Source organism: Cellulomonas sp. P2_B4 (genome assembly GCF_056404795.1).
The window spans coordinates 341,551-367,513 of record NZ_JBFUDI010000003.1 but is presented as its reverse complement, the minus strand read 5'-3'; the positions used below and the strand labels follow the sequence as shown (position 1 = coordinate 367,513).

General features: G+C 72.5%; 18 protein-coding genes. 5 read left to right on the top strand and 13 right to left on the bottom strand.

What is annotated here, in order from left to right:
- Positions 1–42: 42 nt before the first annotated feature.
- From AC1DZC_RS06665 to AC1DZC_RS06655, 3 genes are all read left to right on the top strand, one after another.
- Positions 43–1,251 (top strand): HupE/UreJ family protein, encoded by a 1,209-nt coding sequence (locus AC1DZC_RS06665; RefSeq protein WP_477042676.1) that lies wholly within the window; start codon positions 43–45, stop codon positions 1,249–1,251.
- A 128-nt stretch (positions 1,252–1,379) separates the two neighbouring features.
- Positions 1,380–3,377, top strand: coding sequence for a purple acid phosphatase family protein (locus AC1DZC_RS06660; protein WP_477042675.1), 1,998 nt, complete (start codon positions 1,380–1,382; stop codon positions 3,375–3,377).
- 82 nt (positions 3,378–3,459) lie between these two features.
- Positions 3,460–4,512, top strand: coding sequence for a WxL protein peptidoglycan domain-containing protein (locus tag AC1DZC_RS06655; protein ID WP_477042674.1), 1,053 nt, complete (start codon positions 3,460–3,462; stop codon positions 4,510–4,512).
- A 62-nt stretch (positions 4,513–4,574) separates the two neighbouring features.
- Here the strand turns inward: AC1DZC_RS06655 and AC1DZC_RS06650 are convergent, their stop codons facing one another.
- Together AC1DZC_RS06650 and AC1DZC_RS06645 are read right to left on the bottom strand one after the other, a co-directional pair.
- The gene (locus AC1DZC_RS06650) at positions 4,575–5,624 is read right to left on the bottom strand and encodes a LacI family DNA-binding transcriptional regulator (RefSeq protein ID WP_477042673.1); all 1,050 of its coding nucleotides are present in this window, start codon (positions 5,622–5,624) and stop codon (positions 4,575–4,577) included.
- A 97-nt stretch (positions 5,625–5,721) separates the two neighbouring features.
- Entirely contained in the window at positions 5,722–9,855 is a 4,134-nt protein-coding gene (locus AC1DZC_RS06645) for an endo-1,4-beta-xylanase (RefSeq protein WP_477042672.1), read from the bottom strand.
- Positions 9,856–10,031: 176 nt separating this feature from the next.
- Here AC1DZC_RS06645 and AC1DZC_RS06640 point away from each other — a divergent pair, with 176 nt between their 5' ends.
- Positions 10,032–11,633: an HNH endonuclease signature motif containing protein gene (locus tag AC1DZC_RS06640; RefSeq protein ID WP_477042671.1), complete on the top strand. Its 1,602-nt coding sequence runs from the start codon at positions 10,032–10,034 to the stop codon at positions 11,631–11,633.
- A 210-nt stretch (positions 11,634–11,843) separates the two neighbouring features.
- On the opposite strand, the gene AC1DZC_RS06635 is transcribed toward AC1DZC_RS06640, so the two are convergent.
- The 3 genes from AC1DZC_RS06635 to AC1DZC_RS06625 all read right to left on the bottom strand — a co-directional run bounded on the left by AC1DZC_RS06635 (position 11,844) and on the right by AC1DZC_RS06625 (position 16,522).
- A complete protein-coding gene (locus AC1DZC_RS06635; protein WP_477042670.1) occupies positions 11,844–14,915 on the bottom strand; it encodes a hypothetical protein in 3,072 nt (1,023 codons plus the stop codon).
- A 117-nt stretch (positions 14,916–15,032) separates the two neighbouring features.
- A complete protein-coding gene (locus AC1DZC_RS06630; RefSeq protein ID WP_477042669.1) occupies positions 15,033–15,710 on the bottom strand; it encodes a DedA family protein in 678 nt (225 codons plus the stop codon).
- Positions 15,707–16,522 (bottom strand): COG4705 family protein, encoded by an 816-nt coding sequence (locus AC1DZC_RS06625; protein WP_477042668.1) that lies wholly within the window; start codon positions 16,520–16,522, stop codon positions 15,707–15,709. Before AC1DZC_RS06625 ends, AC1DZC_RS06630 begins: the two co-directional genes overlap by 4 nt.
- Before the next feature lie 53 nt (positions 16,523–16,575).
- Here AC1DZC_RS06625 and AC1DZC_RS06620 point away from each other — a divergent pair, with 53 nt between their 5' ends.
- Positions 16,576–17,253, top strand: coding sequence for a response regulator transcription factor (locus AC1DZC_RS06620; RefSeq protein ID WP_477042667.1), 678 nt, complete (start codon positions 16,576–16,578; stop codon positions 17,251–17,253).
- Here the strand turns inward: AC1DZC_RS06620 and AC1DZC_RS06615 are convergent.
- The 8 genes from AC1DZC_RS06615 to AC1DZC_RS06580 form a co-directional block, all read right to left on the bottom strand.
- Complete coding sequence (locus AC1DZC_RS06615) at positions 17,226–18,281, bottom strand: sensor histidine kinase (RefSeq protein ID WP_477042666.1); 1,056 nt, start codon at positions 18,279–18,281, stop codon at positions 17,226–17,228. The genes AC1DZC_RS06620 and AC1DZC_RS06615 overlap by 28 nt on opposite strands.
- A gap of 5 nt (positions 18,282–18,286) precedes the next feature.
- Entirely contained in the window at positions 18,287–19,063 is a 777-nt protein-coding gene (locus AC1DZC_RS06610) for a COG4705 family protein (RefSeq protein ID WP_477040140.1), read from the bottom strand.
- A gap of 25 nt (positions 19,064–19,088) precedes the next feature.
- Positions 19,089–19,508 (bottom strand): rhodanese-like domain-containing protein, encoded by a 420-nt coding sequence (locus AC1DZC_RS06605; protein ID WP_477040139.1) that lies wholly within the window; start codon positions 19,506–19,508, stop codon positions 19,089–19,091.
- Entirely contained in the window at positions 19,508–19,993 is a 486-nt protein-coding gene (locus AC1DZC_RS06600) for a cysteine dioxygenase (protein ID WP_477042665.1), read from the bottom strand. The genes AC1DZC_RS06605 and AC1DZC_RS06600 overlap by 1 nt, the downstream gene beginning before the upstream one ends.
- A 296-nt stretch (positions 19,994–20,289) precedes the next feature.
- A complete protein-coding gene (locus tag AC1DZC_RS06595; protein WP_477042664.1) occupies positions 20,290–22,851 on the bottom strand; it encodes an HtaA domain-containing protein in 2,562 nt (853 codons plus the stop codon).
- A gap of 131 nt (positions 22,852–22,982) precedes the next feature.
- Entirely contained in the window at positions 22,983–23,789 is an 807-nt protein-coding gene (locus AC1DZC_RS06590) for a heme ABC transporter ATP-binding protein (protein ID WP_477042663.1), read from the bottom strand.
- Positions 23,786–24,871: a FecCD family ABC transporter permease gene (locus tag AC1DZC_RS06585; protein WP_477042662.1), complete on the bottom strand. Its 1,086-nt coding sequence runs from the start codon at positions 24,869–24,871 to the stop codon at positions 23,786–23,788. The genes AC1DZC_RS06590 and AC1DZC_RS06585 overlap by 4 nt, the downstream gene beginning before the upstream one ends.
- Positions 24,868–25,959: a heme/hemin ABC transporter substrate-binding protein gene (locus AC1DZC_RS06580; RefSeq protein ID WP_477042661.1), complete on the bottom strand. Its 1,092-nt coding sequence runs from the start codon at positions 25,957–25,959 to the stop codon at positions 24,868–24,870. Before AC1DZC_RS06580 ends, AC1DZC_RS06585 begins: the two co-directional genes overlap by 4 nt.
- Between the last annotated feature and the right edge of the window lie 4 nt (positions 25,960–25,963).

Sequence of the window (25,963 nt, the reverse complement as noted above, 5' to 3'; positions counted from 1 at the left end):
CCCGACGGTGGACGGTGCGCTGGCCCACCCGAAGGAGTTCTCATGTCGCGCGCCGCCCGGCGGTCCGTCCTCGTCTGCCTCGCCCTTCTCGTGCTCACCGCGCTCGGGTCCTCGCCCGCGTCCGCGCACGGGTTCAGCACGAGCGTCTTCGTCGACGTCACGTCACCGACGCACGGGCACGTGCGGACCGAGCTCGGGCTCGAGTACGACCTGCTCGTCGTGTCCGCCGCCGACGCCGAGCACGACGACGCGCTGTTCCAGGACGGCACGGCGGCGTTCGACGACGGGGACGCGACGGAGCAGTCGGCAGCGCTCGTCGCCCACGCGGACGCGGTGCTCGCCTATGTGACGGACCGCTTCTCGGTCTCGTCGGCCGACGAGGTCTGCACCCCCTCCCAGGCCGGTGACGTGACGATCGAGCAGCGCGAGGGCGTGCCCTACGCGGTGCTGGTGCTCGACCACGAGTGCGGCACGGCGGACGGCGCCCACGAGGTGACGACGACGTTGTTCGGCGACGACGAGGGCTACGTCCGCGACGCCAAGACGATCGTCACCTACGAGCTCGACGGGCAGCACGGCAGCGCGGCTCTCGACCAGGCGAAACCCACGTTCTCCACCGAGCAGACGACGCGCGAGCGGTTCTGGGAGTTCTTCCACCTGGGCGCCGAGCACCTGCTCACGGGGATCGACCACATCCTGTTCCTGCTCGCCCTGATCGCCGGCTCGCGGGGGCTGCGCGAGATCGTGCTCGCGGCGACGACGTTCACGGTCGCGCACTCGATCACGTTCATCCTGGCCGCGACGGGGGTCGTGTCCGTGCCCGCGCGGGTGGTCGAGCCGATCATCGCCCTGTCCATCGCGGTGGTGGCCGGCTGGTACCTGTGGCGGATCTGGAAGCACGGCGACCGCGCCACCGAGATCGACACGACGCACGGGGGACACCTCGGTCTCGACCGCGCGGGCTGGCTGCGGCTCGGCGTGGTCTTCTGCTTCGGGCTCGTGCACGGCCTCGGGTTCGCCGGCGCGCTCGGGATCGACGAGGCCTGGTCCTGGACGCTGCTCTGGTCGCTCCTGGTCTTCAACGTGGGCATCGAGGTCGTGCAGATCTCGCTGATCCTGCTGATCTTCCCGGCGCTGACCATGACCCGGTACCGGGCACCCCGTGCCGGGCTCTGGATCACCGGGCTGCTCGCGGCCGGCGTCACGGTCATGGGGCTGGTCTGGTTCGCGGAACGCCTGCTCGGCGCGTGACGAGCACCTGGGGCAACCGTTCCGGCAGGGGCAACCCTCCGGATCGTCCTCGTTCGCCCCGGGTTCACCCGGTATGGGCACGTTGGGAACCGCCACACAGGCCCCTCCCAGGAGAGAACGGACGACGCATGTCTTCGATCAGCGTGACACCCGAGCGCCGGGCAGCCCGGCACCGGATGTCTGTACGCCTCACCGCCCTCGCAGTCGGCGCCACGTGCGCCCTCGGTGGCATCGCCATCTCCAGCCCCGCCATGGCCGACGACCCGGCCAGCCTCACGGGGATCATCCTCGGCGTCGGCTCCAACGAGACGCAGCGCATCGTGACCTGGTACTCGTCGGTCGACGCGGCGCAGGGCGTGCAGCTCGCCCCCACCGCCGACCTCGTCGCCGGCGCGTTCCCCGCCTCCGCCGTGACCGTCTCGGGGGTCGGTGGCGCGAACATCGCCACGAGCGGTGGCTTCAACCGCCACGCGACGCTCGCCGGCCTGGCCGAGAACACCGTCTACTCCTACCGGGTCGGCTCCGACGCCAGCGGCTGGTCGCCGACCTACTCCTTCACGACCCAGTCGTTCGAGGGTGACTACGACTTCCTGTTCTACGGCGACCCGCAGATCGGCGCGTCGGGCAACGTGGCCAAGGACCAGGCCGGCTGGCAGGACACGCTCGACGTGTCGCTCGCGGCCAACCCGAACGCCGAGCTCCTCGTCTCCGGTGGCGACCAGGTCGAGACCGCGAACACCGAGGCGCAGTGGACCGCTTTCCTCGCGCCCGACAAGCTGCGGCAGTACCCGTGGGCCGCGACGATCGGCAACCACGACGTCGGCGGCAAGGCGTACGAGCAGCACCTGTACACGCCGAACACCGACCGCTCGGCGGCGCTCTACGCCAACGGCACGCCGACCTCGAACACGTCGGGCGGCGACTACTGGTACATCTACAAGGACGTCCTGTTCATCGACCTGAACAGCAACTCCTACGCCACCTCGCAGGGTGGTGGCGGCGACGCGGCGCACCTGGCCTACGTCACCGACGTCATCAACCAGCACGGCTCCGAGGCCAAGTACAAGGTCCTCGTCTACCACCACGCCATCTACTCGCCGGCCGACCACGCGAAGGACGGCGACAACAAGGTCCGTCGCGTCGACTTCCCGACGACGTTCTCCAACCTCGGCGTCGACCTGGTCCTGCAGGGTCACGACCACAGCTACTCGCGCAGCTACCTGATCAAGAACAGCGCGAAGGCCGACCCGACCGAGCAGCCCGGCGCCGCGGACGTGTACCCCGGCCCCGGCGGCGTCCTGTACGTCACGGCCAACTCGGCCTCGGGCTCGAAGTACTACGACATCACGGCCCCCGACGCCAGCGGCACCAGCGGTGCCGGCAACGGTGCGGACCCGCTGAACCCGGGCAGCTACTGGTACAACTCGGTCGAGAACCAGGAGCACGTGCGCACCTACGTCAAGGTCCAGGTGCGCTCCGACAAGCTCGTGGTCGAGAACGTCCGCAGCGGCGACTGCTCCGCCCCGAACGCCGCGGTCGAGCTCGGCAAGGTGCCGTGGTGCGGCCCGAACAACGGCTCGTCGCCTGCGCAGCCCGTCGGGTCGGTCACCGACTCGGTGACGGTCCACCCCTACCAGGGCTCCGGCCAGTCGATCCAGGTCGCGGTGCCCGACGCCGCTCCCGGTGAGTTCGGCTGGACGATCGACGGCTACAACGGCCTGGTCGACCTCGGCACGGCCGTCGAGCACGACGGCGACTACTTCGAGGCCACCGGGCAGATCAACCCGATCACGGTGACGGACTCGCGCCACAGCAAGGCTCCGTGGTCGATCTCCGCCTCGGTGGGCGACTTCAAGGACGGCGCGAAGTCGTTCTCGGGCGCCAACCTCGGCTGGACCCCCAAGGTGGTCCAGGCCGGTGCGGGTGCGACCGCGGGTGAGTCGGTCGTCTCCGGCTACGCCGGTGGTGGCAGCGGCCTGTCGATCTCGCGCGGCCTCGGCTCCGCGAGCCAGGGCCACGACAAGGGCACGGCCAAGCTCGGCGCCGATCTGGACCTGAAGATCCCGGGCGAGGTGGCCAAGGGCTCGTACCGCGCCACGCTCACGATCACCGCTCTGAGCAGCTGACCTCGGTCCGCTGACCGGTGGGTGGGCGCCTCGTGCGCCCACCCACCGGATTTCCCGTCTCTCGACCCCGAAGGACTCTTCGATGCATGCACGACTCGTCCGCACCGCACTGGCCGCCCTGCTCGCCGCTCTGGCCGTCCTCGGCTTCACCGCTCCAGCGACCGCGGCGGGCGAGAACGACGTCACCTGGACCGTGCGCACCGGCAGCAACGACCTCGGCGCCGACCGGACGAGCTTCGCGTACACCGTGAACCCCGGTGGCTCCGTCGACGACACGTTGGTGGTCGCCAACCACGGTGCGGCCGCGCTCGACCTCGCCGTCTACGCCGCGGACGGCTACACGACCGAGAGCGGCCAGCTCGACCTGCTCACGACGGACGAGACGTCGAGCGGCGTCGGCGCGTGGGTGGACGCGGACGCCGGCAGCATCACGGTCCAGCCCGGTGCCACGGTCGACGTGCCCTTCACGGTGCGGGTCCCCGACTCGGCGACGCCCGGTGACTACGTCGGTGGCATCGTCACGACGCTCACGCAGTCCGACGCCGAGGAGGGCATCAACGTCGACCGGCGCCTGGGCGTCCGGGTCACGCTGCACGTCGGGGGAGAGGTCCAGCCCAGCCTCGCGGTCGAGGGCGTGTCCGTCGCGTACCACGGCAACCTCAACCCCTTCGCGACGGGCGACGCGACGCTCAGCTACACGCTCCACAACACCGGCAACGCCGTCGTGTCCGCCCAGCAGGTCGCGTCCGTCGCCGGCCCGTTCGGGTGGGCGTCCGCCGAGGCCGGAGACCTCGAGGCTCCTCCGCAGCTGCTGCCGGGGGAGTCGTGGAAGGTGACGGTCCCGGTCGACGGCGTCGCGCCCACCGTCCGCCTCACGGCCACCGCCGTGGTCACGCCGCTGTTCACCGACCTGTCGGGGTCGACCACCTCCCTCGACCCGGAGACGGCCACGGCGTCGACCTGGGCCGTCCCGTGGTCGCTCCTCGTGCTCGTGCTCACCGTTGCCGCGGCCGTCGTCGGCACCGTCCGCGTGATCCGTCGCAACCGTCGCCGCCGCGCGGCGGCCGAGGCGGCCCGCGTCCAGGAGGCCGTCGACCTCGCGCTGCGCGAGCGGGCTACCTCGGCGCCGGGCTGAGCCGCACCCGCGACGCCCGCGTCCGGGCGCGGCGGACCGCGCTGCGCCCGGGCCTTCGGACCCTACGGCTCGCGCGGCGGTGCGGTGCTGTCGCGCACGACGAGCTCGGTGGCCAGGTCGATGCGCAGGTTGGCCGGCGTCTCGCCGCGCGCAAGGCTGAGGACCATGCGCGTCGCCGTCGCGGCCATCTCCTGCAGCGGCTGGTTGACGGTCGTGAGGCGCGGCGAGATCCACTCGGTCACGGGCAGGTTGTCGTAGCCGACGACCGAGAGGTCCTCGGGCACCCGCAGACCCAGGTCGTGGGCGGCCCGCAGCACCCCCATGGCCTGGAAGTCGGAGCCCGCGAAGATCGCCGTCGGACGGTCGGGCCGGTCCAACAGGCTGCGCCCGTGCGAGTACCCGCCGCCGACGAAGAAGTCGCCGTACCGGACGAACGACGGGTCGACCGTGACGCCGGCCTCCTCGAGCGCGGAGCGGTACCCGTCGATGCGGGCCCGGCTGCAGAGCACGTCGGCCGGGCCGGAGATGACCGCGATCCGACGATGGCCGAGGCCGAGGAGGTGACGGGTGGCCGCAAGACCGCCCGCCCAGTTGGCCGACCCGACGGTCGGCACGCCCGGCGGCTGCTCGCCGGCCGTGTCGACGAGCACGTACGGGATCGATCGCGTCTCGAGCTGGTGACGCTGGGCGGGGTCGAGCTCGGACAGGACGAAGATGACGCCGCGCGGCCGGCGCCGCAGCACGTCGTCGAGCCACTCCTGGCGGGGGCGGTGCGCGCCGCCGAGCTCGGACAGGACCACCCCGAGCCGGTTCTTGCCGGCCACCTGCTCGACACCGCTGATGATCTGCAGCGCCCACGGCGAGTCCAGCTCGTGGAAGACGAGGTCGAGCAGCCCCGGTCCGGATCCGAGCCTGCTGCGACGCGGACGGTAGCCGCGGGCCTCGATGACCGACTCGATGCGGGCACGCGTGGCGGGTGCGACGTCGGTGCGACCGTTCAGCACCTTCGACACGGTCGGCACCGAGACGCCTGCCTGCTCGGCGATCAGCGCGATGGTGACCTGCCCGTCGAGCAGCGGCTCGTCGGCGTGGTCCTGCGCGTCCGCCGTCATCCACGGCCTCCTCGGGGTGGGGGGTGACAGGGACCGTAGCACCGGCACGTCGACGCCCCGGGCGGAGGGACCCGGGGCGTCGACGCTGGTCACCCGGTCAGCGGCGGACCGTCAGTGTCGCCGTCTGGCTGGTCACCGATCCGGCCGAGCTGCTCACCACGACCCGCACCTGCGTGCCGGACGTCGCCTGGAGCGCCAGGAGGTGCAGGGTGCTCGTGCTGCCGCACAGCGCGGGCACCCAGCGGTTCGACCCGGGCAGCTTGACGGACCACTGGTAGCGAGGCGCCGGGTAGCCGACCGCCTCGACGTGGAACGACGCGAGGGTCCACGGACGGACCGTGACCGACGTCGGCTGCGTCGTGATCGTCGGCGGCGCGGCCTTGAGCGTCAGCGTGGCCGCCGTTGTCGTGGCCGAACCGACGACGTTCGTGAACACCGCCCGGTACTGGGCGCCGTTCGCCGCGGTGCTCACGACGACGTCGAGCGACGGGGACCGAGCGCCGGCGACGTTGCTCCAGGTCTTGGCGCCCTTCGCCTTGCGCTGCCACTGCACCGACGGCACCGGGTAGCCCGACGCGGCGGCCGTGAACGTCACGGTCGAGGCGAGCGGACCCGAGACCGACGCCGGCTGGGTCGTGACCACCGGTGCCGCCGGCGGCGGCTCGGGGGCGGCGACCAGGTGTCCGACGCCCCAGCGGGCAGTCGTCTGGTAGCCGTTCCCGGTGGGGTCGGCCCAGGCGCGGATCGCCGTCCGGGTGCCTCCGGTGCCGTCGTTGACCTGGACGTCCAGGCCCTCGAACGCGCCGAGCCCGCCGTCCTCGAGCAGGCTCACGGCCGCCTCGACGACGTACCCGTGGTCGGTCCGGCTCGTCGCGCTGGTGACGCGGGCGCGCTGTGCGGCCTCGTCGCCCGTGCCGAACGAGAGCAGGTTCTCCGCACTGATCCGGATCTGGGTGTCGTCGGCCCGGTACCCGCCGTTCTTGGCGTTGCCGGCGTCGACGAAGAGCTCGACCGAGTCTTGCTGCCAGGGGTCCGACGCCGTGACGTCGACGGTCGGGTCGGTGACGTCGGCGAGGACGTAGAGCGTGTTCCCCTTCCAGAGGGTGTGCACGGTCGCGGTCGCGCCGCCGGTGCCCGAGATCTGCTTCCCGGTCTCGACGGTCGCCGCCGACGACCACGCCGCGTCGACCGTCCCGTCGATCGTCGGGGACGTCGCCGTCTCCGGGATCTCGACGTACGACAGCGGCTCCACGAGCTGGAGCGTGCCGAGCACGCCGGCCGAGTTCCAGCCGGTCGTCGTGCCGTCGTCGGTCACCCGGACGTCGAACGGCAGGGTGCCTCCGGCCGCGACCGGGGTGTCGAGCGGGAGGGTGACGACGGCGTCGTACCCGCCCGTGACCTCCGTCCCCTCGGCACGCGGGACGGTGACGGTCCGACCGGCGTACTCGAAGGTCAGTCCGTCGGTGGCGCCGGGCGTCGCGTCGGTGACGTGGACGTAGGCCGTCAGGTGGTCCGGCGCCCAGCGCAGCTGGAAGGCCGAGCGGTCGTCGATCGCGTGCAGGGGCAGCTTCTGCCACTCCAGGGCGTCGAACGGGCCGGCGCCCTGGAACACGACCGCCGAGCGCTGCCGGGCGGGCAGGTCCTGGTCGGTGATCCCGTAGTAGGCGGGCTTGGCCTGCAGGTCGTCGTCGAAGACGAGCGGTGCGCCGTCTCCGGAACGCCAGCTCCGCCCGTCGGTCAGGCCCCACACGGTCGCCGAGAAGATGTCGGCGGAGTGCGCGCGGAGCATGTCGAACACGGCCTTGTAGTAGTAGCCCTGGTCGATCAGGTTCGCCTGCGTGACCGGGGTGCCCGTCGGGACGTCGAGCTCGGTCACGGCCTGGCGCAGCCCGAGCCCCTCGAACCGCTCGATCGCATCGCCGAGGGTCGCGACCGGCATGGAGAGGTTGACGTGGAACTGGTGGCCCACACCGTCGATCGGGACGTCGTCGGCGAGCAGCCGCTGCACGAGCGCGAGGAGGCGGTCCTGCTTGCCGGTCTGCTCCGTGTTGTAGTCGTTGAGGAACAGCGTCACCGGGTGGCTGGCGCCGGGTGCCGCGTAGGTGCCGTTGAAGGCCTCGTCGGCGAAGCGGAACGCCTGCTCGATGAAGCCCTCGCCGAGCACCTGGTACCAGTGGCTCTGGCGCAGGCCGTCGGGGTCGTTGGTGCCGTCGGACACGGCCTCGTTGACCACGTCGAACGCGTACAGCGGGTTCGTGTCGCTGCCGAAGGCGCCGTACCGGTCGCTGAGGTACTTCGCGACGTCGTCGATGTGGTCGTGCATCCGCTGCGTGAGGATCGCCTGGTCGGCCGGGCTGCTGGTCAGCCAGGTGCCGTCGTCGTGCTGGAAGAACCAGTCCGGCGTCTGGCTGTGCCACACCAGGGTGTGACCGTAGACCTTGACGTGGTTCTGCTGCCCGAACGTCATGAGGGCGTCGGCCTCGGTGTTCTCGGTGACGAACGCGTGGTCCGCGCCGTACCAGGCCTCGGGCTTCATGAAGTTCTCCGGGGTGACCTGGTCGAAGTGCTTGAGCAGCAGCTCCGAGGCGGACCCGGCGGTCTCACGGCTGTCGATCGCGGCGCCGACCGCGAACGGCACGGTGTCCTTGATCGGGGTCAGGTCCTGGATCGTCGCCGCGGCGGGCCTGGTCACCTGCAGGTCGTCGAGGAGCAGGTCGGACGTGTTGCCCGTCGCGCCGTTCTGGTAGCTCGTCTCCAGGTAGAGCAGCGCCGAGTCGGCCTGCGGCATCGTGAACTTGGCAGACACCTGCGTCCAGCCGGTGTTCGTCGCGCCGCTGAACTGCGCGAGCGTGCTGTAGGTGGTCGAGCCGCCCTTCGTCGCGGCGATGCTCAGCCACAGAGCGTCCACCGGCTGCCCGGCGCCGAAGCGCACCCAGCCCGTGAACTGGTACGCGATGCCGGGCTTGAGCACGCACGTGACGTCGTGGCCGACGCCCTGGCCCTGGCCCTGGCGGTTGCTGACGAGCACCGCGTGGGCGCTCGAGCGACCGCCGTCGGTGACCGCGACCGTCGCCGTGCCGTGGCCGTCGTCGCGTCCGGCCCAGCCGTCCAGGCCGCCCTCGAAGTCGGTGCTGACGAGCGTGTCGGTCGTGGGGTAGGTGCAGGGGTCGCCGTCGCCCGGGTCGCCGCCGCAGTCGTCGCCCGGGATCGCGATGCTGACGTCGTCGACGTAGTAGTCGTACGTCGAGGTCCCGTCGGAGAGCGCGTCGGTGCCGAGGTAGACCTGCAGGTCAGCGGGCGCGACGCCGGTGTCGGGCACGGTGTAGGTGCCCGTGAGCGTCGTCCAGCCCGTCGCGGACACTCCGGAGGTGTTGCCCACCCAGGTGTAGGCGGGCTTCACGACGAGGCGCACGGAGGTCGTCGCCGTCGTCGTCCCCGCCAGGCGCACCTTGGCGGAGAGGGAGACGGTCTGGCCGGGGGTGAGGCTCGCCAGCGCGCCCGAGGCGGTCTGGATGCCGTCGTAGTCCTGCGAGCGGCCCGTGACCCGCACGGCGGTGCTGCCGTCGACCTGCTCGAAGCTGGTCGTGGAGCTCCCGCCGTTCCCGAGGCCGCCGAGGGTCTGGTCGTCGAAGCTCGCGGCGACGAACGTCGTGGGGGCGGTGGGCGTGCAGGGGTCTCCGCCCGCCGGCCCGGTGATCGTCACGTCGTCGAGCAGGACGTCCGGGAACGTGCTGCCCGAGGTGTCCAGGTACATCGTCCCGGGCGCGACGCCGGCGCCGAGCGTGTACGAGCCGCTCACGGTGGTCCAGGCGTCGGCGGTCAGGGCGGAGTCGCCCGACACCCACGTGTAGCTGCCGTCGTCGACGGTGAAGTGCACACCGCCCGCCGGCTGAGCCGCGTCCGCGAGGCGCGCCTTGAAGGAGATCGAGTAGCTGACGTCGCGCTGCACGACCGAGGTGAGGTCCAGCGCGACGCCGTCGTAGGCGTGCGTGCGGCCTGACACCTTCAGCGACTGGCCGCTGCCGCCCGGGTCGGCGACGAGCGCGAGGCTCGCTCCGCCGTTGACCACCCAGGGCGCGTACGTGCCGCCGTCGAACGTGCTGGCCAGGACCGGAGCGTCGGCCGCGACGGCCGACGTGGTCGCGGCGAGCGGTGCGACCACCAGGGCCGACGCCGCCACGAGAACTCCGATAGTTTCGAACGGTCGGCGCTGCCGACTGGTCCAGCTCATGAACGCTCCTTTGCGCACTGTGGCCCGAATCATCGGAACCGTACGCAAGATCGCGGTGGATCCGCAGGGTGGGGTGGTCGCTTGTGACCGAATTGTGTCCGAAACTATCGGTTAGTCAACAGGTCGGTGCGCAGTTGGCTCCGCCGTGCTTTCCCACGTGCGGTGACGGGCTGGCGGTGTTGCGGCGCGACTCTCTTGATCGGGTTGCTCTTTGCCCGGTCGGCTGTGTCCACAGATTGCTCGCGCGCCCGGTCGCGTGTCGGTGGTCGATCGTACACTTGTTCGAACGGGTCGATCCGGCGGACAAGGAGGCGCGACGAATGGGCACGACACGACCGGACGCGTCCGGCCCGGCGTCCGCCGCCGCGCCCCGCCCGGCTCCCGCCGCCGCGGCGAGTGCCGAGTGCGCCCCCGCGCCCGAGTCCCTCTCCGCGTCCGAGTCAGCGACCGGGCGCGGCGCCGGGCTGCCGGAGTTCCCGGTGCCGGGTGCTTCTCTGCGGGACCTGGCGGCCCTATTGGATGGTGTGCAGGTCGCCGATCTGCCGTCGGGTGCGGTGGTCGGGGTGGTGCAGGGGTTCGAGCAGCTGATCCGGGCGGCGCAGGCGGCCCAGGCGGTCGCGATCCATGAGCTGGAGGTTCGCCGCCCGGTGCATCCGTCTCCGGTGCCGGATGAGTTGGCGTGTGCGTTGGTGATCACGCGGCGCTCGGCGGAGATGCTGGTCGTGCGGGCAGCGTTGGCGTGCTCGCATCCGGTGGTCCTGGACGCCTGGGCTGCGGGTGTGGTGGATGCGCGCAAGGTCGACGTCCTGATGAGTGAGGTGATGGTCGCCGACCCGTCGGGTCGTGACGCGGTCCTGGCCCTCGGGTTGGCGGCGGCGGAGCGGATGACGGGTCCGCAGCTGGTCCGGTATGTGCGCGCCGCGGTGATCGCCACCGACCCTCACGCCGCCCAGGAGCGCCTGGTCGCCGCGCGGGAGGACCGGGCGGTGTCGTTGACGGCATCGGTGGACGGGATGGCGTGGCTGTCCGCCTACCTGCCCGCACCCGAGGCGGTCATGGCATTCACGGTTCTGGATGCCCTAGCCGGCACCACCCGGGTGCAGGGGGATGACCGCAGCGTGGACCAGCGCCGCGCCGACGCGTTCGCCGACGTGTTCAGTGGCATCGTGGACCGGCAGGCGACCCCGGACGGGACCCCGCTGCCGCGCCGCCACGGCCACACCATCAGCATCGGCGTCACCATCGCCGCAACGACTCTGGCCGGGCTCGACGACCAGCCCGGGTACTTGGACTCGTTCGGGCCGATCCCCGCGGCGATGGCTCGTGAGCTGGCCCAGGACGGGACCTGGCGGCGCCTGCTGACCGACCCCACCGGGCAGGTCATCGACACCGGAACGGTCGGGTACCGGCCGGGTGCGGACCTGACCCGGACCGTGATCGCCCGGGACGTGACCTGCACGTTCCCCGGATGCCGACAACCCGCCACCCGCTGCGACCTCGACCACATCACCCCCTACAACCCCACCCGACCCGCCACCGACCAAACCCACGCCGACAACCTGCACGCCCTGTGCCGCCACCATCACCAGGCCAAGACCAAGAAGCACTGGAACGTGCACCGCAACCCCACCACCGGCGTCACCTGGTGGACCAGCCCCGACGGCATCACCTACGCCCGCCACCCCACACCCCTCCTCATCAACCCCGACACACTCACCTGCCCACCACCCGGACGACGACGCCAAACCCACCAGGACGACGACGAACCACCCTTCTAGACGACGAACGTCCACCCTTCTCGACGACGACGAACGTCCACCCTTCTGGACGACGACCCTCCAAACCGCGACGCAGAGGACTCGGCGTGCCCGGAAATTGGCGGCCTGTGTCGATCAAGGGGGCTCGTCAGACTTCGACGTCGTGGCGGCTCTGTCGGACGGGGGTTGTCCGCGTGGCTCGCGGATCGGGGTCGGTCTGACCCGGCCCGCTCAGACCTGTGCTGGAGAGGTCGCGGGAACCTGTCGCTCGGCGCCCGGGCTGGGGTCGTTCTCGTGGCGTCGGACCAGGGCCAACGAGCCGCCGACGGCTGCCAGGACCACGCCGACGATGGCGAGAGCCACCGGCAGCCACGTGGGGATGCCGAGGTAGACGGTGATGCCGAGGATCCGCGAGAGGCCCCAGGGCAGGAGGGCCATCTGGTCGTTCCAGATGGTCAGCGCCCGCTCGAGGCCGATTGCCGCGACGGCACCGGCGGCGATCGCGAGCGTGAGGCCGCCGGCGAGGATGGTGAAGCCGAGCGCCCGGACCGGGCGCAGGCCGTAGGCGCGGCGCAGGACCAGGGCGATCACGACGAACGACCAGCAGAACGCGGCGAAGGCGACGGTGATGTAGGCGGTCCGGGCGCCGGGCTCGGTCCAGAAGCCGAACCAGTAGCGACCTGGTCCTCGCACCACGAGCGCGACGAGCAGGATCACGGTGCGCAGCAGAACCACCCCGCCGAGGGCAGCCCAGAGGTGGAACGGGTTGCGGCGGCCGATCACGAGACGCAGCACCGCGGCCAGGACGAGCCACGCCCCGAGGGTCACGACGAGGTGCGCAGGTGCCGCGAACCACGTGTAGACCAGGCGGCTGGCCAGCAGGACGACCGCGGGCAGCGCCCAGACGAGGACGCGGTCGAGCCGGTTCGTCGGAGCCGGGACGTCGCCGAGCCGCCACGGCCGGGTCGTCGCGACGAAGAGTGCTCGGAGCGCGGTCGAACGCGGCCGGACGGCGCCCAGCACGAGGACCAGGAGAACGCCGAGGAGCAGGCCGCGTGCGAGCCAGGCCATCGTCGGATCGCGGTCGGCGCGTTCGGCGCCCAGGTCCGCGGCGGTGAAGCTGTAGGCGGGCAGGTCCACGTCCCCGCCGTACCGCGCCTCGTGCTCGGTCCGGGCGCGGTCGAACTCCTGCTCCGCCGAGCGCCACTTGTCGTAGGCGGTCGAGCTGCCGGTGTCGAGCCACTGCACGCGCCGCAGGACGGACTCGCGATACGCGGCGAGCGTGCCCAGCAGGTCGGTCTCGTAGTCGAGGGCGTCGACGAAGTGGTCGTACAGCTCGGGTGAGCGCCAGGCTCGGGGATCGGTGCCCTCGACGCGGACGCGCATGTCGGCGGCGACCTCGGTTGCGTGGGCACCGTCGGCGACGGCGGAGTCGAGGTCCGCGCGGCTCACCGCGTAGATGCTGTCGAGGGCGGCCGAGTCGCCGGTGACGATGTCCCACTCGAAGATCCACATCATCGGCGGCGGCTCGAGGCCGAGCGCCTTGACGCTCTGCTCCGCGTACGGCCGGATGTAGAGGCCGGTGGTGATCGCCTCCCGCGAGCGGCCGAGGCTCTCGGTGATCGCAGCGGCGGTCGCGGGGTCCGCCGAGAGGGTCTGTCGCACCCAGTCGGTGGTCACCTGCGTGGGGTCCGCCGACGGGTCCCACGCGAGCCGCGCGGTGCCGTAGGTGTTCAGGTCGTACATCTGCCAGAACCCCGTGCGCAGGTAGAGCGTCATCGGACCGGCGCGCAGCGGGCCGCCGTCCTGCGTCCAGTTCCACACGCCCTCGACGTTCGGGTTCGCCGCGAGGAAGGTCTGCAGCGCCTGCGCCTCCTCGGCCACGAGGTCGTTGGGCAGCGCCCCGAAGCCCTCGAACTCCCGGCGGGCCTGGAACTCGACGATGCGCCGCTGGGTCCCGACCGAGAGCGTCGGGTTGAGCGGCAGGTGGCTGTAGAAGTCGCCCATCGTGTACTTCGTCGACACGATCAGGTGCGGGTCGTCGATGCCACCGAGCACGGACTCGTACGACGCCGGGTTGGTGTGCAGGTCGCCCACGGCGCCGACGCCGACGGTCCAGGTGCGGAAGATGACGTCGCGGTCGTGCTCGGCCGCGGTGGCCAGGAGCGCCGTGAGCATCGCCTGCACCGACGACTCGGTGGTCACCGCGAGCTTCGAGGAGTAGTCCCAGCCGGCCTGGTAGACGGAACCGCCCTCGCCGATGCGGACCATGAGGCCGTCGACGAACGGCATGCTGTCGAACAGCTCGGCCAGACCGGCCTGGTAGACGGACCAGAGGGCGGGGTCCTCGACGTCGAGCCCGCCGACCGTGCGCTCGAGGTAGGCCTCCAGCGGGGGAGAGACCGCGAGCATGTCGGTGAGCAGGTACACGTGCATGCCCAGGTCCGCGGCGTACTGGAACACCGGGCCGAAGGCGTCGACCATGGCCTGTGCGCGGGCGACGTGCGGGTCGCCCTCGGGGTACACCTGGTGGCCGTCGCCCACTCCGCTGAACGTCACGTACTCCAAGAACCCCGGCACGACGACGCCGTTGTACCCCTGGCGCAGCGCGTACTGGACGAGCTGGCGGAACTGCGCGTCGATGTCGTCGACGACCGCCTGGTCCACCCACGGGGCCTCGGGCAGGACGGCCCCGGCGACGACGTCCGTGTTGAGCGAGTAGTCGTCGCCGGTGGCGAACGCCTCCGGGTCGGCCTCGCGCCCGACAGATCCGGCGTCGGTCAGGCGCAGCCCGAGCCGCGGGGCCTGGGTCGCGCCCGTCGCGTCGAGCGGCGCTCCGGAGCGGATGCGGTCGGCGATCCCGTAGAGCCCGGCCGCGGCGCCGGCCGGTCCGGAGGCTTCCAGGGCGTACCGGCCGGCCGCGTCCTGGCTGACCCGGTACGCCTCGGCGGAGTCGGCGAAGGAGGGGACGATGCGCACCGTGAGGTCGGCGGGCCGGCCCCCGTCACCGGTGGCCGTCGCGGGGATCGGCAGGCCGCGGTCGGTGAGCGCGTCAGACACCGCCGATGCGGCCAGCGCTGTGCGCTCGTCGTCGGGGATCTCGATCGTGGAGATCGCCGGGGCGTCCGCGATCGGTGCCCACTCCACGTTCGTCGCGACGGGTGGTGCCGGGGTGTCCGCGGGCTCGAAGCTCAGGCCGAGCGCCTGGCCGACGCCGACCGCTACCAGCGCGCCGAGCGCGAGCACGACGACGGCCGCCACGAGCGGCGTGCGGAGGGGCGACCGGGTGCGTGAGCGGGACACCGGCGCAGTGTAGGAAATCGCGCCGTGCGGACATGACCTAGGTCACGGGCGGTCGTGGGGCCGACGAGGGACAAACCGGTCCGAAGTGGTCGCCGGGAGCCGATCCGCGGCACGCGTTCACCCGTTCGGCTCAGCGACGCCGTCACCGCGTGCGCGCAGCCGGGACACGACGAACCAGGAGATCGCCGCCACCACCAGGGCGATCACGACCCACTGGAAGATGCCGGCGTACTTCTCGACGACGTCCCAGTTCTCGCCGAGCAGGTAGCCCGCGCAGACGAAGACGGTGTTCCAGATCGCGCTCCCGGCGGCCGTGAGCAGCAGGAAGATCCCGATGGACATGCGCTCGACGCCGGCCGGAACGGAGATCAGGCTGCGGAACACCGGAACCATCCGCCCGAAGAAGACCGCTGCACGGCCATGGTCGGTGAAGAACTCCTCGGCACGGTCGATGTCGGACAGGCTGACCAGCGGGATGCGGGCCATCAGGCGCCGGGTGCGGTCCCGGCCGACGAGCGCACCCAGCAGGTAGAGCAGGAGCGCGCCGAGGACGGATCCCGCGGTGGTCCACACGATCGCCTCGACCAGGCCGAAGGTGCCCTGGCTCGCGGTGAAGCCCGCCAGCGGCAGGATCACCTCGCTGGGCAGCGGCGGGAAGACGTTCTCGAGCGCGATCGCGATGGCGGCTCCGGCGACGCCGAGCGTCTCCATGAGGTTCACCGCCCAGCCGGCCACGCCGGTGAGCGCGGTCGGGTCCGTGGACGTGGCCGTGGTGGCGGCGAGCAGGCCGATCACGCGTCGAGCTCGTCGAGCTGGTCCAGCTGCTCGACCTCGTCGCGCGCGGCCGGCTCGACGTCCCGCTTGGTGAACGAGAGGTACACGACGATCACGGCGATCGTCGCCAGGAAGATCAGGCTCGTGGTCGTCGTGCCCAGGCCGAGACCGCCGTCCGCGGTGGGCTGCGAGAGCAGGTCGCCGATCGACGCTCCGAGCGGCCGGGTCAGCACGTAGGCGATCCAGAACGCCAGCACCGCGCCCAGCCCGAACCGGTAGTGGGCAACGGCGACGACGCCGATCGCGGCCGCGAAGAGCACGGCGGACGCGAGGTACCCGAGGCCTAGGCCCTCCGCGAGCAGGTCGCCGGCGGCGGTGCCGAGCGCGAACGTGAACAGGATGGCGAGCCAGTAGAACGCCTCGCGGCGCGTGCTGGTGATCGAGTGGATCGAGAGGGTGTGCTCGATCCGGTACCAGACCGCGAAAGTGATCCCGAGCGCGACCGCGAACACGGCGGTGGTGACCCACAGCGGCACGCCGTAGGTGTCGACGAGGTTGTCGGTGATCAGGGTCCCGACGACGCTGATCAGGACCACCGCGAGCCAGTAGACCGGCGCCACGTAGCGGGGCGCGCGGAACTGCGCCACGAGCGTCACGACCAGCAGCGCCCCGACGACGAGAGTGGCGGCGCTCAGGGTCATGCCGAGGGTGCCGGTCAGATAGTCGGCGAACGTCTCGCCGACCGTCGTGGCCAGCACCTTGATCACCCAGAAGAAGACGGTGATCTCCGGGACCTTGTTCAGCATGTGCCGGGCGTCGGTGGTCGATGTCATGGGACGTAGGCTCACGGATCGATGCTGAGGATCCCCTGAAGACGGGTGGCCTGATGAAGGTGCTGATCGTCGAGGACGAAGCCGCGATCGCGGACGCGGTCCGTCGCGGGCTCGAGGGCGAGGGGATCGCCGTCGACGTCATGCGGGACGGCGTGGACGGGCTCTGGGCGGCCACCGAGAACGCCTACGACGCGGTGATCCTCGACCTGATGCTCCCGGGGATCAGCGGTCGCGACGTCCTCGTCGGGCTGCGCGAGCGCGGCGTCTGGACGCCGGTGCTCGTGCTGACCGCGCGGGAGGGCGACGAGGTCCAGGTCGGCGTGTTCGACCGCGGGGCCGACGACTTCCTGGCCAAGCCCTTCTCGTTCGACGTCCTGCTGGCCCGGCTCCGCGCGCTCGTGCGCCGTGGTGCGCCGGAGCGCCCCGTGGTCCTGTCCGTCGGTGACCTGCGCCTCGAGCCGGCGCGCCGTCGCGTGACGCGGCAGGGGAGCGAGATCGCCCTGACACCCCGCGAGTACGGGGTCCTCGAGCTGCTCATGCGACGCAACGGCGACGTCGTCACCAAGAGCGAGATCCTCGACAACGTGTGGGACTCCGCGTTCGACGGCGACCCGAACGTCGTCGAGGTCTACATCAGCTACCTGCGGCGCAAGGTCGACGCGCCGTTCGGGCGGACGTCGATCGTCACGGTCCGGGGGATGGGCTACCGCGTGGCGGCCGACGAGTCCTGAGGCAGCAGCACGACGAAGGACGCGCCGCCGAGGTCCCCGTCGCCGATGCGGACGCTGCCGCCGTGCGAGTCGACGATGCCGCGCACGATGGCCAGCCCGAGCCCCGAGCCGCCCACCGACCGCGCCCGGCCGTCGTCGAGGCGCACGAACCGGTCGAAGACGAGCTCGCGGTCGGCCATCGGGATCCCGGCGCCGTCGTCGGCGACCTCGATGCGTGCCCCCGGGGCGACGGTGAGGCGCACCCGGTGCTGCGCGTGCCGGACGGCGTTGTCCGCGAGGTTCTGCACCGCGCGCGCCAGCTCGTCGGGGTTGCCCCGGACACGGACGGGTGCGGTGACGACGTCGACGACGACGCCGTCGCGTGGGCGGAGGCCGAAGCCGATCCGTTCGACGACCTCGTCGAGGTCGACGTCCTGCTCCCGTCCGTGCGCGGTCTCCCCGGTCCTCGTGAGGACGAGCAGGTCGTCGACGAGACGCTGCATCCGCTCGTTCGAGTCCCGCAGCACGGCGGCCGTGGCGAGCCAGTCGGCGTGCTCCGCATCGCGCACCGCGACGTCGAGCTCGGCCCGCGCGGCCGCCAGCGGGCTGCGCAGCTCGTGGCTCGCGTCGGCGACGAAGCGGACCTGGGCCCGCTGGGCGTCGTGCAGCCGGTCGAGCATGCCGTTCAGGGTCACCGCGAGCCGGGCGATCTCGTCGCCGGTCGGCGGGACGTCCACCCGGGTGCCCAGGTCGGCCTCGCTGATCTGGGCGGTCCGCGCGCGGATCTGCTCGACCGGCCGCAGCGCGCGGCCCGTCAGCAGGTAGGTCATGACCCCGACGACGAGCACGAGCAGCGGGATGCCGACGAGCATGGCCTCGGCGGCGTCCTGGACCGCGTCGGACTCGATGGCGATCGCGGCCTCGCTCGCCTGGAGCGAGTTGTGCAGGACGACGAGCAGGCCCAGCCCGGCGAGGACGAGCGCGATCGCGACCGCACCCATCGCGGCGAACGCCGATCGCGCACGGACGCTGCGGACCACCTGCCTCATGCGGGTCACGCTAGCTGTCGACGCTCCGCCCGCAGTGCGACGGTCATCCGCACGACCATGAGGGCGATCGCCACGCTCAGCACGAGCGCGACGCGTCCGGAGCCCAGACCGAGACCTCCGCGGGAGGCCGGCTGACCGAGCCAGTCCGCGAAGGACGCGCCGACCGGCCGCGTCAGCACGTAGGCGGCCCAGAACGCGAGGACGCCGTTCATGCCGAACCACCGGTAGGCGATCGCGGGCACCAGCAGGAGGGCCGTGAAGACGAGCGCAGCGGTGAGGTAGCCGAGGTGCAGGGTGACCGCGAGCAGGTCGCCGGCCGCCGTGCCGAGCGCGAAGGTGGCCATGACGGCGGCCCAGTAGAAGAGCTCGCGCCGGCGCGTGCGGATGCTGTGGATCGACAGGGTCTTCTCGCTCGCGCGCCACAGGACGAACACCGCGGCGAGCGCGACCGCGAACGCGCAGGTGGAGACCGCGTAGGGGACGCCGAGCGCGACGTGCACGACGTCGGCGGCCATGGTCCCGAACACGCCGACCATCGACACGGCGAGCCAGTACCTCCAGACGACGTAGCGGCCGGCCCGCAGCTGGAGGGTCAGCGCGACCACGAACGCCACGGCTCCGAGCAGGACGGCGATCTCCGGCACCATCGCGCGGACCAGGAAGTCGGACGCCGACTCGCCCATCGCCGTGGTCAGGGCCTTGGTGACCCAGAAGGCCGCGGCCACCTCGGGCACGCGGCTCGCAGCGGACGTGCGGCTGATCGTGGATTCGCTGGTCGTCACCGGCGGATCGTCGCGAACCGACCCTTCAGATTCCCTGAGAGCCGTGCGCCCCGACCAGCTCGCCGCGGCCGCGCACCGGCAGCCCCGCACGAGCCCAGGCGTGGTAGCCGCCGACCACGTCGGTCGCGCGGTGCAGACCGAGGTCGGCCAGCGCGGCAGCGGCCAGGCTGGACGTGTAACCCTCGGAGCACAGGACGACGACCTGCAGGTCGTAGCCCGTGGCCTCCGGGATGCGGTGGGCGCTGGCCGGGTCGAGCCGCCACTCGAGGACGTTGCGCTCGATCACGACCGCCTGCGGCACCTCGCCCTCGGCGGCGCGCTGGGCCGCGGGCCGGATGTCGACGAGCAGCGCGCCGTCGTCGAGCGTGTGCCAGGCCTCGACCGGCGACAACCGCGTCAGACGCGCGCGGGCCTCGGCGAGCACGTCGTCGATCGTGCGCGGCATCAGTTCGACTCCGGCTGGTCGGTCTCGACCGTGCGGGCCGGGACGAGGGTGCCGTCGGCGGTGCGGGCCCAGTACGTCATGCGGGTCAGCGGAACGGAGTACGCGTGGATGGTGACCGCGGGCTCGACACCGGCGTTGAGCACGTCGTGCAGGTGGCCGGGGTCGACCGTCTGGGTCTGCCCGGCCGTGAACTCCTGCGGAACCAGGCTGCCGTCCGACGACGGCCGGATCTCGGTGATCGTGCCGCTCGCGATCGTGAACGCAGCCGACGACGCACCGTGGTCGTGCAGCTCGGTGCCCTGGGCCGGGAGCCAGGTGATCAGCCAGACGTCGACGCCGGCGGGTGCGTCGAGACGGGTCCACCAACGGCCGCTCTCCTGGAAGCGGACCAGCGGGCGCCACAGGTCGGGCTGGGCGGCGATGGACTGCGTCAGCGCGCTCAGGGCGTGGACGTCGAGGACGGGGGGAACGGACAGCAGGGTCATGGTCGGGTCTCTCGGGGTGCGTCTGTGCTCCGACCACGGGGCGGTCGGACTGGCCGGGTGTCAGCGCTGACAGCGGGCCGGACAGGAGCGCGACGCGACGGCGCTGCCGCGGACGGTGATCGTCACGAGGTGCTCCGTTCTGGTCGAGAGGGGTCGGACGAGCGTATGAAATCCCGGCTCGTCGGCGTGGTCAACAACGACGCGGCATCGTCTTGCATTCCGGACGTACGAATGTCGACGAGTGACGCCCGCGGCCCCGCCCTCGATGGGACGGAGCCGCGGGGTCGATGGCCGGGTCAGGCGGTGGTGCCGGCCCGTCGACGCGAGGCGACGACCGCGCCGGCGCCGGTGGCCACGAGGACCAGCGCGACCAGGCCCAGCAGGGCGCTGTTCGCACCCGTGGAGCTGAGCGAGCCTGTCAGCGCGGTGCACGCGACGGTCGCGCCGAGCGGGAGGGTGAACGCGACGGGGTCGAGCGACTCGCCCGCGCCGTAGTAGCCGGCGAAGGCGTCGGCACCGGCGGCCGTCAGGGTCGCGGGGACCCCCGACCACGTGGCCGACGACCCGCTGACCGAACCGTGCCCGGCGAGCGAGAGCGTCGCGAAGGTGACTCCGCTCTTCGTCGTGGCCGTCCCGGCGGTGTCGGTGCTGAGCACGTCCACGACCAGGGTCCCCGTGCCGCCGTTGATCACGACGCGCGGGTTGGTCAGCCGCAGGTCGAGCGTCCCGGCGTGCCCGCTGTACGTGACTCCGCCGCGGAAGCTCGCGCTGCCGAGGGTGCGGTCGGTGTTGAACGAGCCCGTGCCGCCGGTCCACGCGTAGACGCCGCCCGATGCGGTGACGCCTCCGGTGGTCGCGATCGAGCCGTCCGCGATCGGGCCCGTCACGTACGAGTTGAAGCTCGACTTGACGCCCCAGCGCAGGCTCGCGCCGGACACGGCTCGGGCCGTGCAGGTGGGCGCGGCGGGTGCGGCCGCGACGATCGTGATCGGCACCTGGACGACGTGGTTGGCGCCCTCGATCGAGAGCGTGTGCTCGCCGGCAGGCATGTCCGCCGGGATGGTGACCGTCACCGAGACGGCGCCGGACGCGTTCGCCGAGACGTTCGTGGCCAGCGTGCGCGGCGTCGACCGGATGAGGACCGTCAGGCCCTGCTCGTCGGCGCCGAAGCCGTCGCCACCGATGGTCACGGCGCCGCCGGGGGCGGCCTGGGCCACGTTGATCGTCGCGACACCGCTGCTCGGTCCGGCCGTCGGGGTCGGGGTCGGAGTGGTGGTCGCGTTCGTGCCGACGGAGAACGTGACCGGGTCGAGGACCGTGCCGGCCGGGTACATGTCGCCGAAGGCGGCCGAGCCGGCCGCGGTGAGCGTCGCCGGTGCGCCGGTCCAGGTCTGGACGCCCGACGCCGTGGCGAACGTCGCGCCCGCCAGGTTCAGGCTCGCCAGGGCGACCGCCGGGGTGCTGGTGGAGCCCGAGCGGACGTCGACGACGAGAGTCGCCGCGCCGGCCGACGTCACGGCGACGCGCGGGCTGCTGAACGTCAAGTCCAGGGCGCCGGAGTGGCCGGTGAACCGCACCGAGCCGCCGTACCCGACCGTGCCGAGACCGGTGGTCGCGTCCACGGTGGTGCTGCCCTGCGAGAACACGTACGTGCCGTTCGACGCGGTCGCGCCGTCACCGGTCGCGATCGCTCCGGCGGCCGCGCCCGTGACGTACGCGCGGAAGGACGCCTTGACTCCCCAGGTCAGCTGGCCGGGGGTGGTCGGCGTGACCGGGGTCGGCGTGGGTGCCGGCGTGGTCGGCCCGGGGTCGGGCGTGACGCTCGCCAGCGTGACGGGGACGAAGAGCTCCTGGGTGGCGTTGACCGTGCCGCCGGCGGCGTAGGTGAACACGCCGAACCTCCCGCCTGCGAGGACGGCGTCCTTCACGGTCAGTGTTGCGGTGAAGGTTCCGTCGGTGGCGACGTCGACCCACTGGCCGCGGATGGCCGACTGGAACTGGCTGGGGACCTGGTCGAGCACGGACGACGCGAGCGCCCAGCGCTGGTCGGCGACCTTGCGGGCCGTCGAGGGTGCGCCCTGCGACGGCTTCCACGCGTCGAGCGCGCGGCCGAGGACGACGTAGGTGCCCTGCGGGAGGGTCGCGGGGATCGGTGCCCCGCGGCCTCCGACGTTCGCGGCGGGGTCGAAGCCGGAGCCCCTGACGACGATGCTCGCGCCCTCGGTGACGGGCGCGCTGCCCAGCGGCGTGGTGCCGTCGGCCGCGAAGGCCGCGAGCGAGGGCGTGAACACCGGCGCCGGCGGGGTGGTGGGCGGCGTGGTGGGTTCGGTCGGCTCCGTCGGCTCGGTGGGCGTCGTCGGCTCCGGGGACGGCACGGTGATCGCGGCGAACGCGTCGAGGCTGCGGTTGGTCGCGGACAGCGCGTGCGCGGCCGACGTCGCGACCTGGTAGGCGACTCCCGCCGTCAGCGTTCCGGCGGGGGCGACGATCGTCGTGGTGAACGCACCGTCGACGATCTGCGACGCCTGGACCCAGCCCTGCGCGATCCAGCCGGCGCCGGGCAGCGGACCCTCTCCGTGCCACGTCGACGCCGGGCCGAGCAGGACGTAGGCGCCGTCGGCCGCGCCGTCGCCGACGAAGCCGGAGCCGGTGACCGTGAAGGTCGTCGCGACACTCGGGTCCGCGACGGTCGTCGGGGTGACGCTCAGCGACGGTCCCGCGGCGGCACGTGCCGGCAGGGCTGCGGCGCCGACGAGCGCGAGCGCGACCAGGGCAACCGCGAGCATCGCGGCGACGAGGGCACGTCCGCGCTGAGCCGGGAGGCTCGCGGCGGGACTGGGGTGGTGGTGCGAGGGCACGGGTGGCTCCGAAGGGTGTCGTCGGGCGGGAGCCCGGCACGGGAGTGGACCGGGGACCACCTCTGGTCCCCGGCGAATCGGACCCTAGTATGGATAGGCTAACCAAAGCAAGGTAACCCTAAATATGCAGGTCAGCCTCGAAGTGGGAGCACGATGAGCGAGCCGTCGCGAGGGTGCTCGAGCACCTCGACGGGGTGGCCGTAGACGGCGCTGAGGCGGTCGGCGGTGAGGACGGACCGGGGGTCTCCGGCGGCCACCACCCGCCCGCGGGCGAGGATCGTGACGCGGTCCGCGTGCGCCGCCGCGAGGCCCAGGTCGTGCAGCACGACGACGACCGCGCGGCCACGGCGCGCCTGCTCCTGCGCGATGCGGAGCACGCTCTCCTGGTGGCCGAGGTCGAGCGCGGCCGTCGGCTCGTCGAGCAGGAGCAGCGGCGCGTCCTGCGCCAGCGCACGCGCGAGAGCGGCGCGCGCCCGCTCGCCGCCGGACAGCGTGGGGAACGTCCGGGCGCGCAGGTGCGCGACGTCGGTGTCGGCCAGGGCGGCCGCCACGGCGCGGTCGTCGTCGTCCTCGGCCGGCGTCCCCGCCCACGGCGCGCGCCCCATCCGGACCACGTCCTCGACCGTGAACGGGAACGAGACGGCCGTCTGCTGCAGGAGGGCGGCCCGCGCCCTGGCCAGCTCGCGCGGGTGCCACGTGGAGACGTCGACGCCGTGGATCGATGCGCGCCCGGCGGCGAGGCGCACGTCGCCGGCGAGCACGCCGAGCAGGGTCGACTTGCCGGCGCCGTTCGGCCCGACCAGGGCGTGCACCTGCCCCGCGCGGACCTCGAGCGAGGCCTCGACGAGGATCTGCGCTCCGCCGAGACGGACCGTGGCGTCCTCGACGCGCGCGACGACGCCGGTGCCGTCCGGACGGAGGACCTGCACGGGCCTCACGCCCAGCCTCCCTGGCGCTTGCGGGTGCGCACGAGGAGCCAGAGGAAGAACGGTCCGCCGACGAGCGCCGTGAGCATGCCGAGCGGCAGGTCGACGTTGTCGACGGCGGTCCGGGCGACCAGGTCCGCGGCGAGCAGGATCACGGCACCCGCCAGTGCGGATGCAGGAACGAGCACGCGGTGGCCGGGGCCGAGCAGCATCCGGACCAGGTGCGGGACGATCAGGCCGACGAACGCGATGATGCCCGCGAACGCGACCCCCGCCGAGACCAGCACCGCGATCACGACGATCAGGACCTGGCGCAGCCGCTCGACGTCGACCCCGAGGTGGCGCGCGGCCCGGTCGCCCAGCGCGAGCAGGTCCAGGCGCCCGGCCAGGAACCACGCGATCCCGATGCCGACGGCGGCCAGCAAGCCGGCGATCGCGACGGCGTTCCAGGTCGCCCCGCTGAGGGACCCCAGCTGCCAGAAGACGATCTGCTCGCGCGCGGCGGTGTTCGCGATGAACAGGAAGAACGCCAGGATGCCGCCCGCGAACGCGTTGACGGCGATGCCGGTGAGGATCAGGGTGACCACCTCGGTGCGCCCGTTCGACCGCGCGAACGCGTAGACCAGGGCGGTCGCGACGAGCCCGCCGACGAACGCGGCGGCGGCGATCCAGGACGCGGGCACCAACGACCCGGCGACGACGATGACGCCCGCCGCGCCGACGGCGGCGCCGGCCGAGACGCCGATGACCCCGGGATCGGCCAGCGGGTTGCCGAACGTGCCCTGCATGAGCGCGCCCGCACAGGCGAGGGCGGCGCCGACGACGATCGCCAGCATCACGCGCGGGAACCGGACCACCCACAGCGCGTTCTCGCCCTGCGGGTGCGCGGGCATCGGGCCGAGCTCGAGGCCGAGGTGGTGCGCGAGCGAGCCGAGCACCTCCGCGGGCGTGACCGGCACCTGGCCGAGCATCCCCGACGCGACGGTCAGGACGAGGAGCAGGACCAGCAGGATCGTGACGACGCCCGCGGTCCGCCGACTCCTCGTCGGCACCGGGGTGACGGTGGCCTCCCACCGCGGCAGCGTGGCGGTCATCCGTACAGGGCCTGCGTCAGCGCGCGGATCGTCGCGCCCGTGCGCGGGCCGAACGCGAGCAGCTCCGAGCCGTCCATGTCGATCACCCGCCGGGCCTCGCCGGCCGGGGTCTGGCCGACACCCGGGACCCCGAGCATCGCGTCGAGCCCGCCGGCCGACTCGAGCCCGTCGGTCATCACGAGGTACACCGCGGGCGCGGCCGTGATCAGGGCCTCGTTCGTGACCGGCCGGTACTCGGCGTCCAGGCCGATCGCCGTGCCGGCGTCGACCCCGCCGACGGCGGTGATCAGCTGGTCCGCGCCCGAGCCCGGACCGAACAGCAGCTTGAGCGCGGACCCGCGCAGGTACAGGAACGCGACGACGGGGGAGCCGGTCTGCGCGGGGACGGCCTCGCGTGCGGAGCAGATCTCGTCATCGGTGCGCTCGGCCAGGGCGGCGCCGGCCACGTCGACGCCGAGGGCGTGCGCGACGGCCGTGATGCGCGGCCCGACGGAGGCGAGCGTGCGCTCCGGGGCGAAGGTGACGACCGGGACGCCGGACTGCGCCAGCTGCGTGCGCGTGGCGTCGGTCAGGATCGAGTCGTCGGTGAGGATCACGGTCGGGTCCAGCCCGAGGATCGCCTCGACGTTCAGGCTGTGGCCGGCCTGCGTCACGACCGGCACCGCCGCGGCCTCCGGGAACCCGGTCGAGACGTCGCGCCCGACGACGTTGCCGCCGAGGCCCAGCGAGTACACGATCTCGCCGAGCGTGCCGTAGAGGTCGACCGCGACGATGCGGTCCGCCGACGACACGGTGACCTCGGCGCCGTCGGCGGTCGGCACGGTCACCGGCAGGGTGGGCCGGGGGTCCTCGGCCACCGGGTGGATGCCGTCGTCGGGGATCGTCGCCGTGCGCGGTCCGTCGGCGAGCGCGGTGGCCGCGGGAGCGGACGGTGTGCAGGCGGCGGCGACAGGGCTGGGGCCGGCGGACGTCGTCTGCGTCGGGGGCGACGCAGTCGTGGTGGGCGTCGGCGCGGCCTCGATCGGGGCGCAGGCGGCGAGCGCGAGTGCGGCGAACGCCAGAGTGGCGAGGCGAAGAGGGCGTCTCACAGAA

Bases quoted from the DNA above. Each gene is read 5' to 3' on its own strand.
- AC1DZC_RS06665 (WP_477042676.1), top strand. From the start codon at position 43: ATGTCGCGCGCCGCCCGGCGGTCCGTCCTCGTCTGCCTCGCCCTTCTC.
- AC1DZC_RS06660 (WP_477042675.1), top strand. From the start codon at position 1,380: ATGTCTTCGATCAGCGTGACACCCGAGCGCCGGGCAGCCCGGCACCGG.
- AC1DZC_RS06655 (WP_477042674.1), top strand. From the start codon at position 3,460: ATGCATGCACGACTCGTCCGCACCGCACTGGCCGCCCTGCTCGCCGCT.
- AC1DZC_RS06650 (WP_477042673.1), bottom strand. From the start codon at position 5,624: ATGACGGCGGACGCGCAGGACCACGCCGACGAGCCGCTGCTCGACGGG.
- AC1DZC_RS06645 (WP_477042672.1), bottom strand. From the start codon at position 9,855: ATGAGCTGGACCAGTCGGCAGCGCCGACCGTTCGAAACTATCGGAGTT.
- AC1DZC_RS06625 (WP_477042668.1), bottom strand. From the start codon at position 16,522: ATGACATCGACCACCGACGCCCGGCACATGCTGAACAAGGTCCCGGAG.
- AC1DZC_RS06620 (WP_477042667.1), top strand. From the start codon at position 16,576: ATGAAGGTGCTGATCGTCGAGGACGAAGCCGCGATCGCGGACGCGGTC.
- AC1DZC_RS06615 (WP_477042666.1), bottom strand. From the start codon at position 18,281: ATGAGGCAGGTGGTCCGCAGCGTCCGTGCGCGATCGGCGTTCGCCGCG.
- AC1DZC_RS06605 (WP_477040139.1), bottom strand. From the start codon at position 19,508: ATGCCGCGCACGATCGACGACGTGCTCGCCGAGGCCCGCGCGCGTCTG.
- AC1DZC_RS06600 (WP_477042665.1), bottom strand. From the start codon at position 19,993: ATGACCCTGCTGTCCGTTCCCCCCGTCCTCGACGTCCACGCCCTGAGC.
- AC1DZC_RS06585 (WP_477042662.1), bottom strand. From the start codon at position 24,871: ATGACCGCCACGCTGCCGCGGTGGGAGGCCACCGTCACCCCGGTGCCG.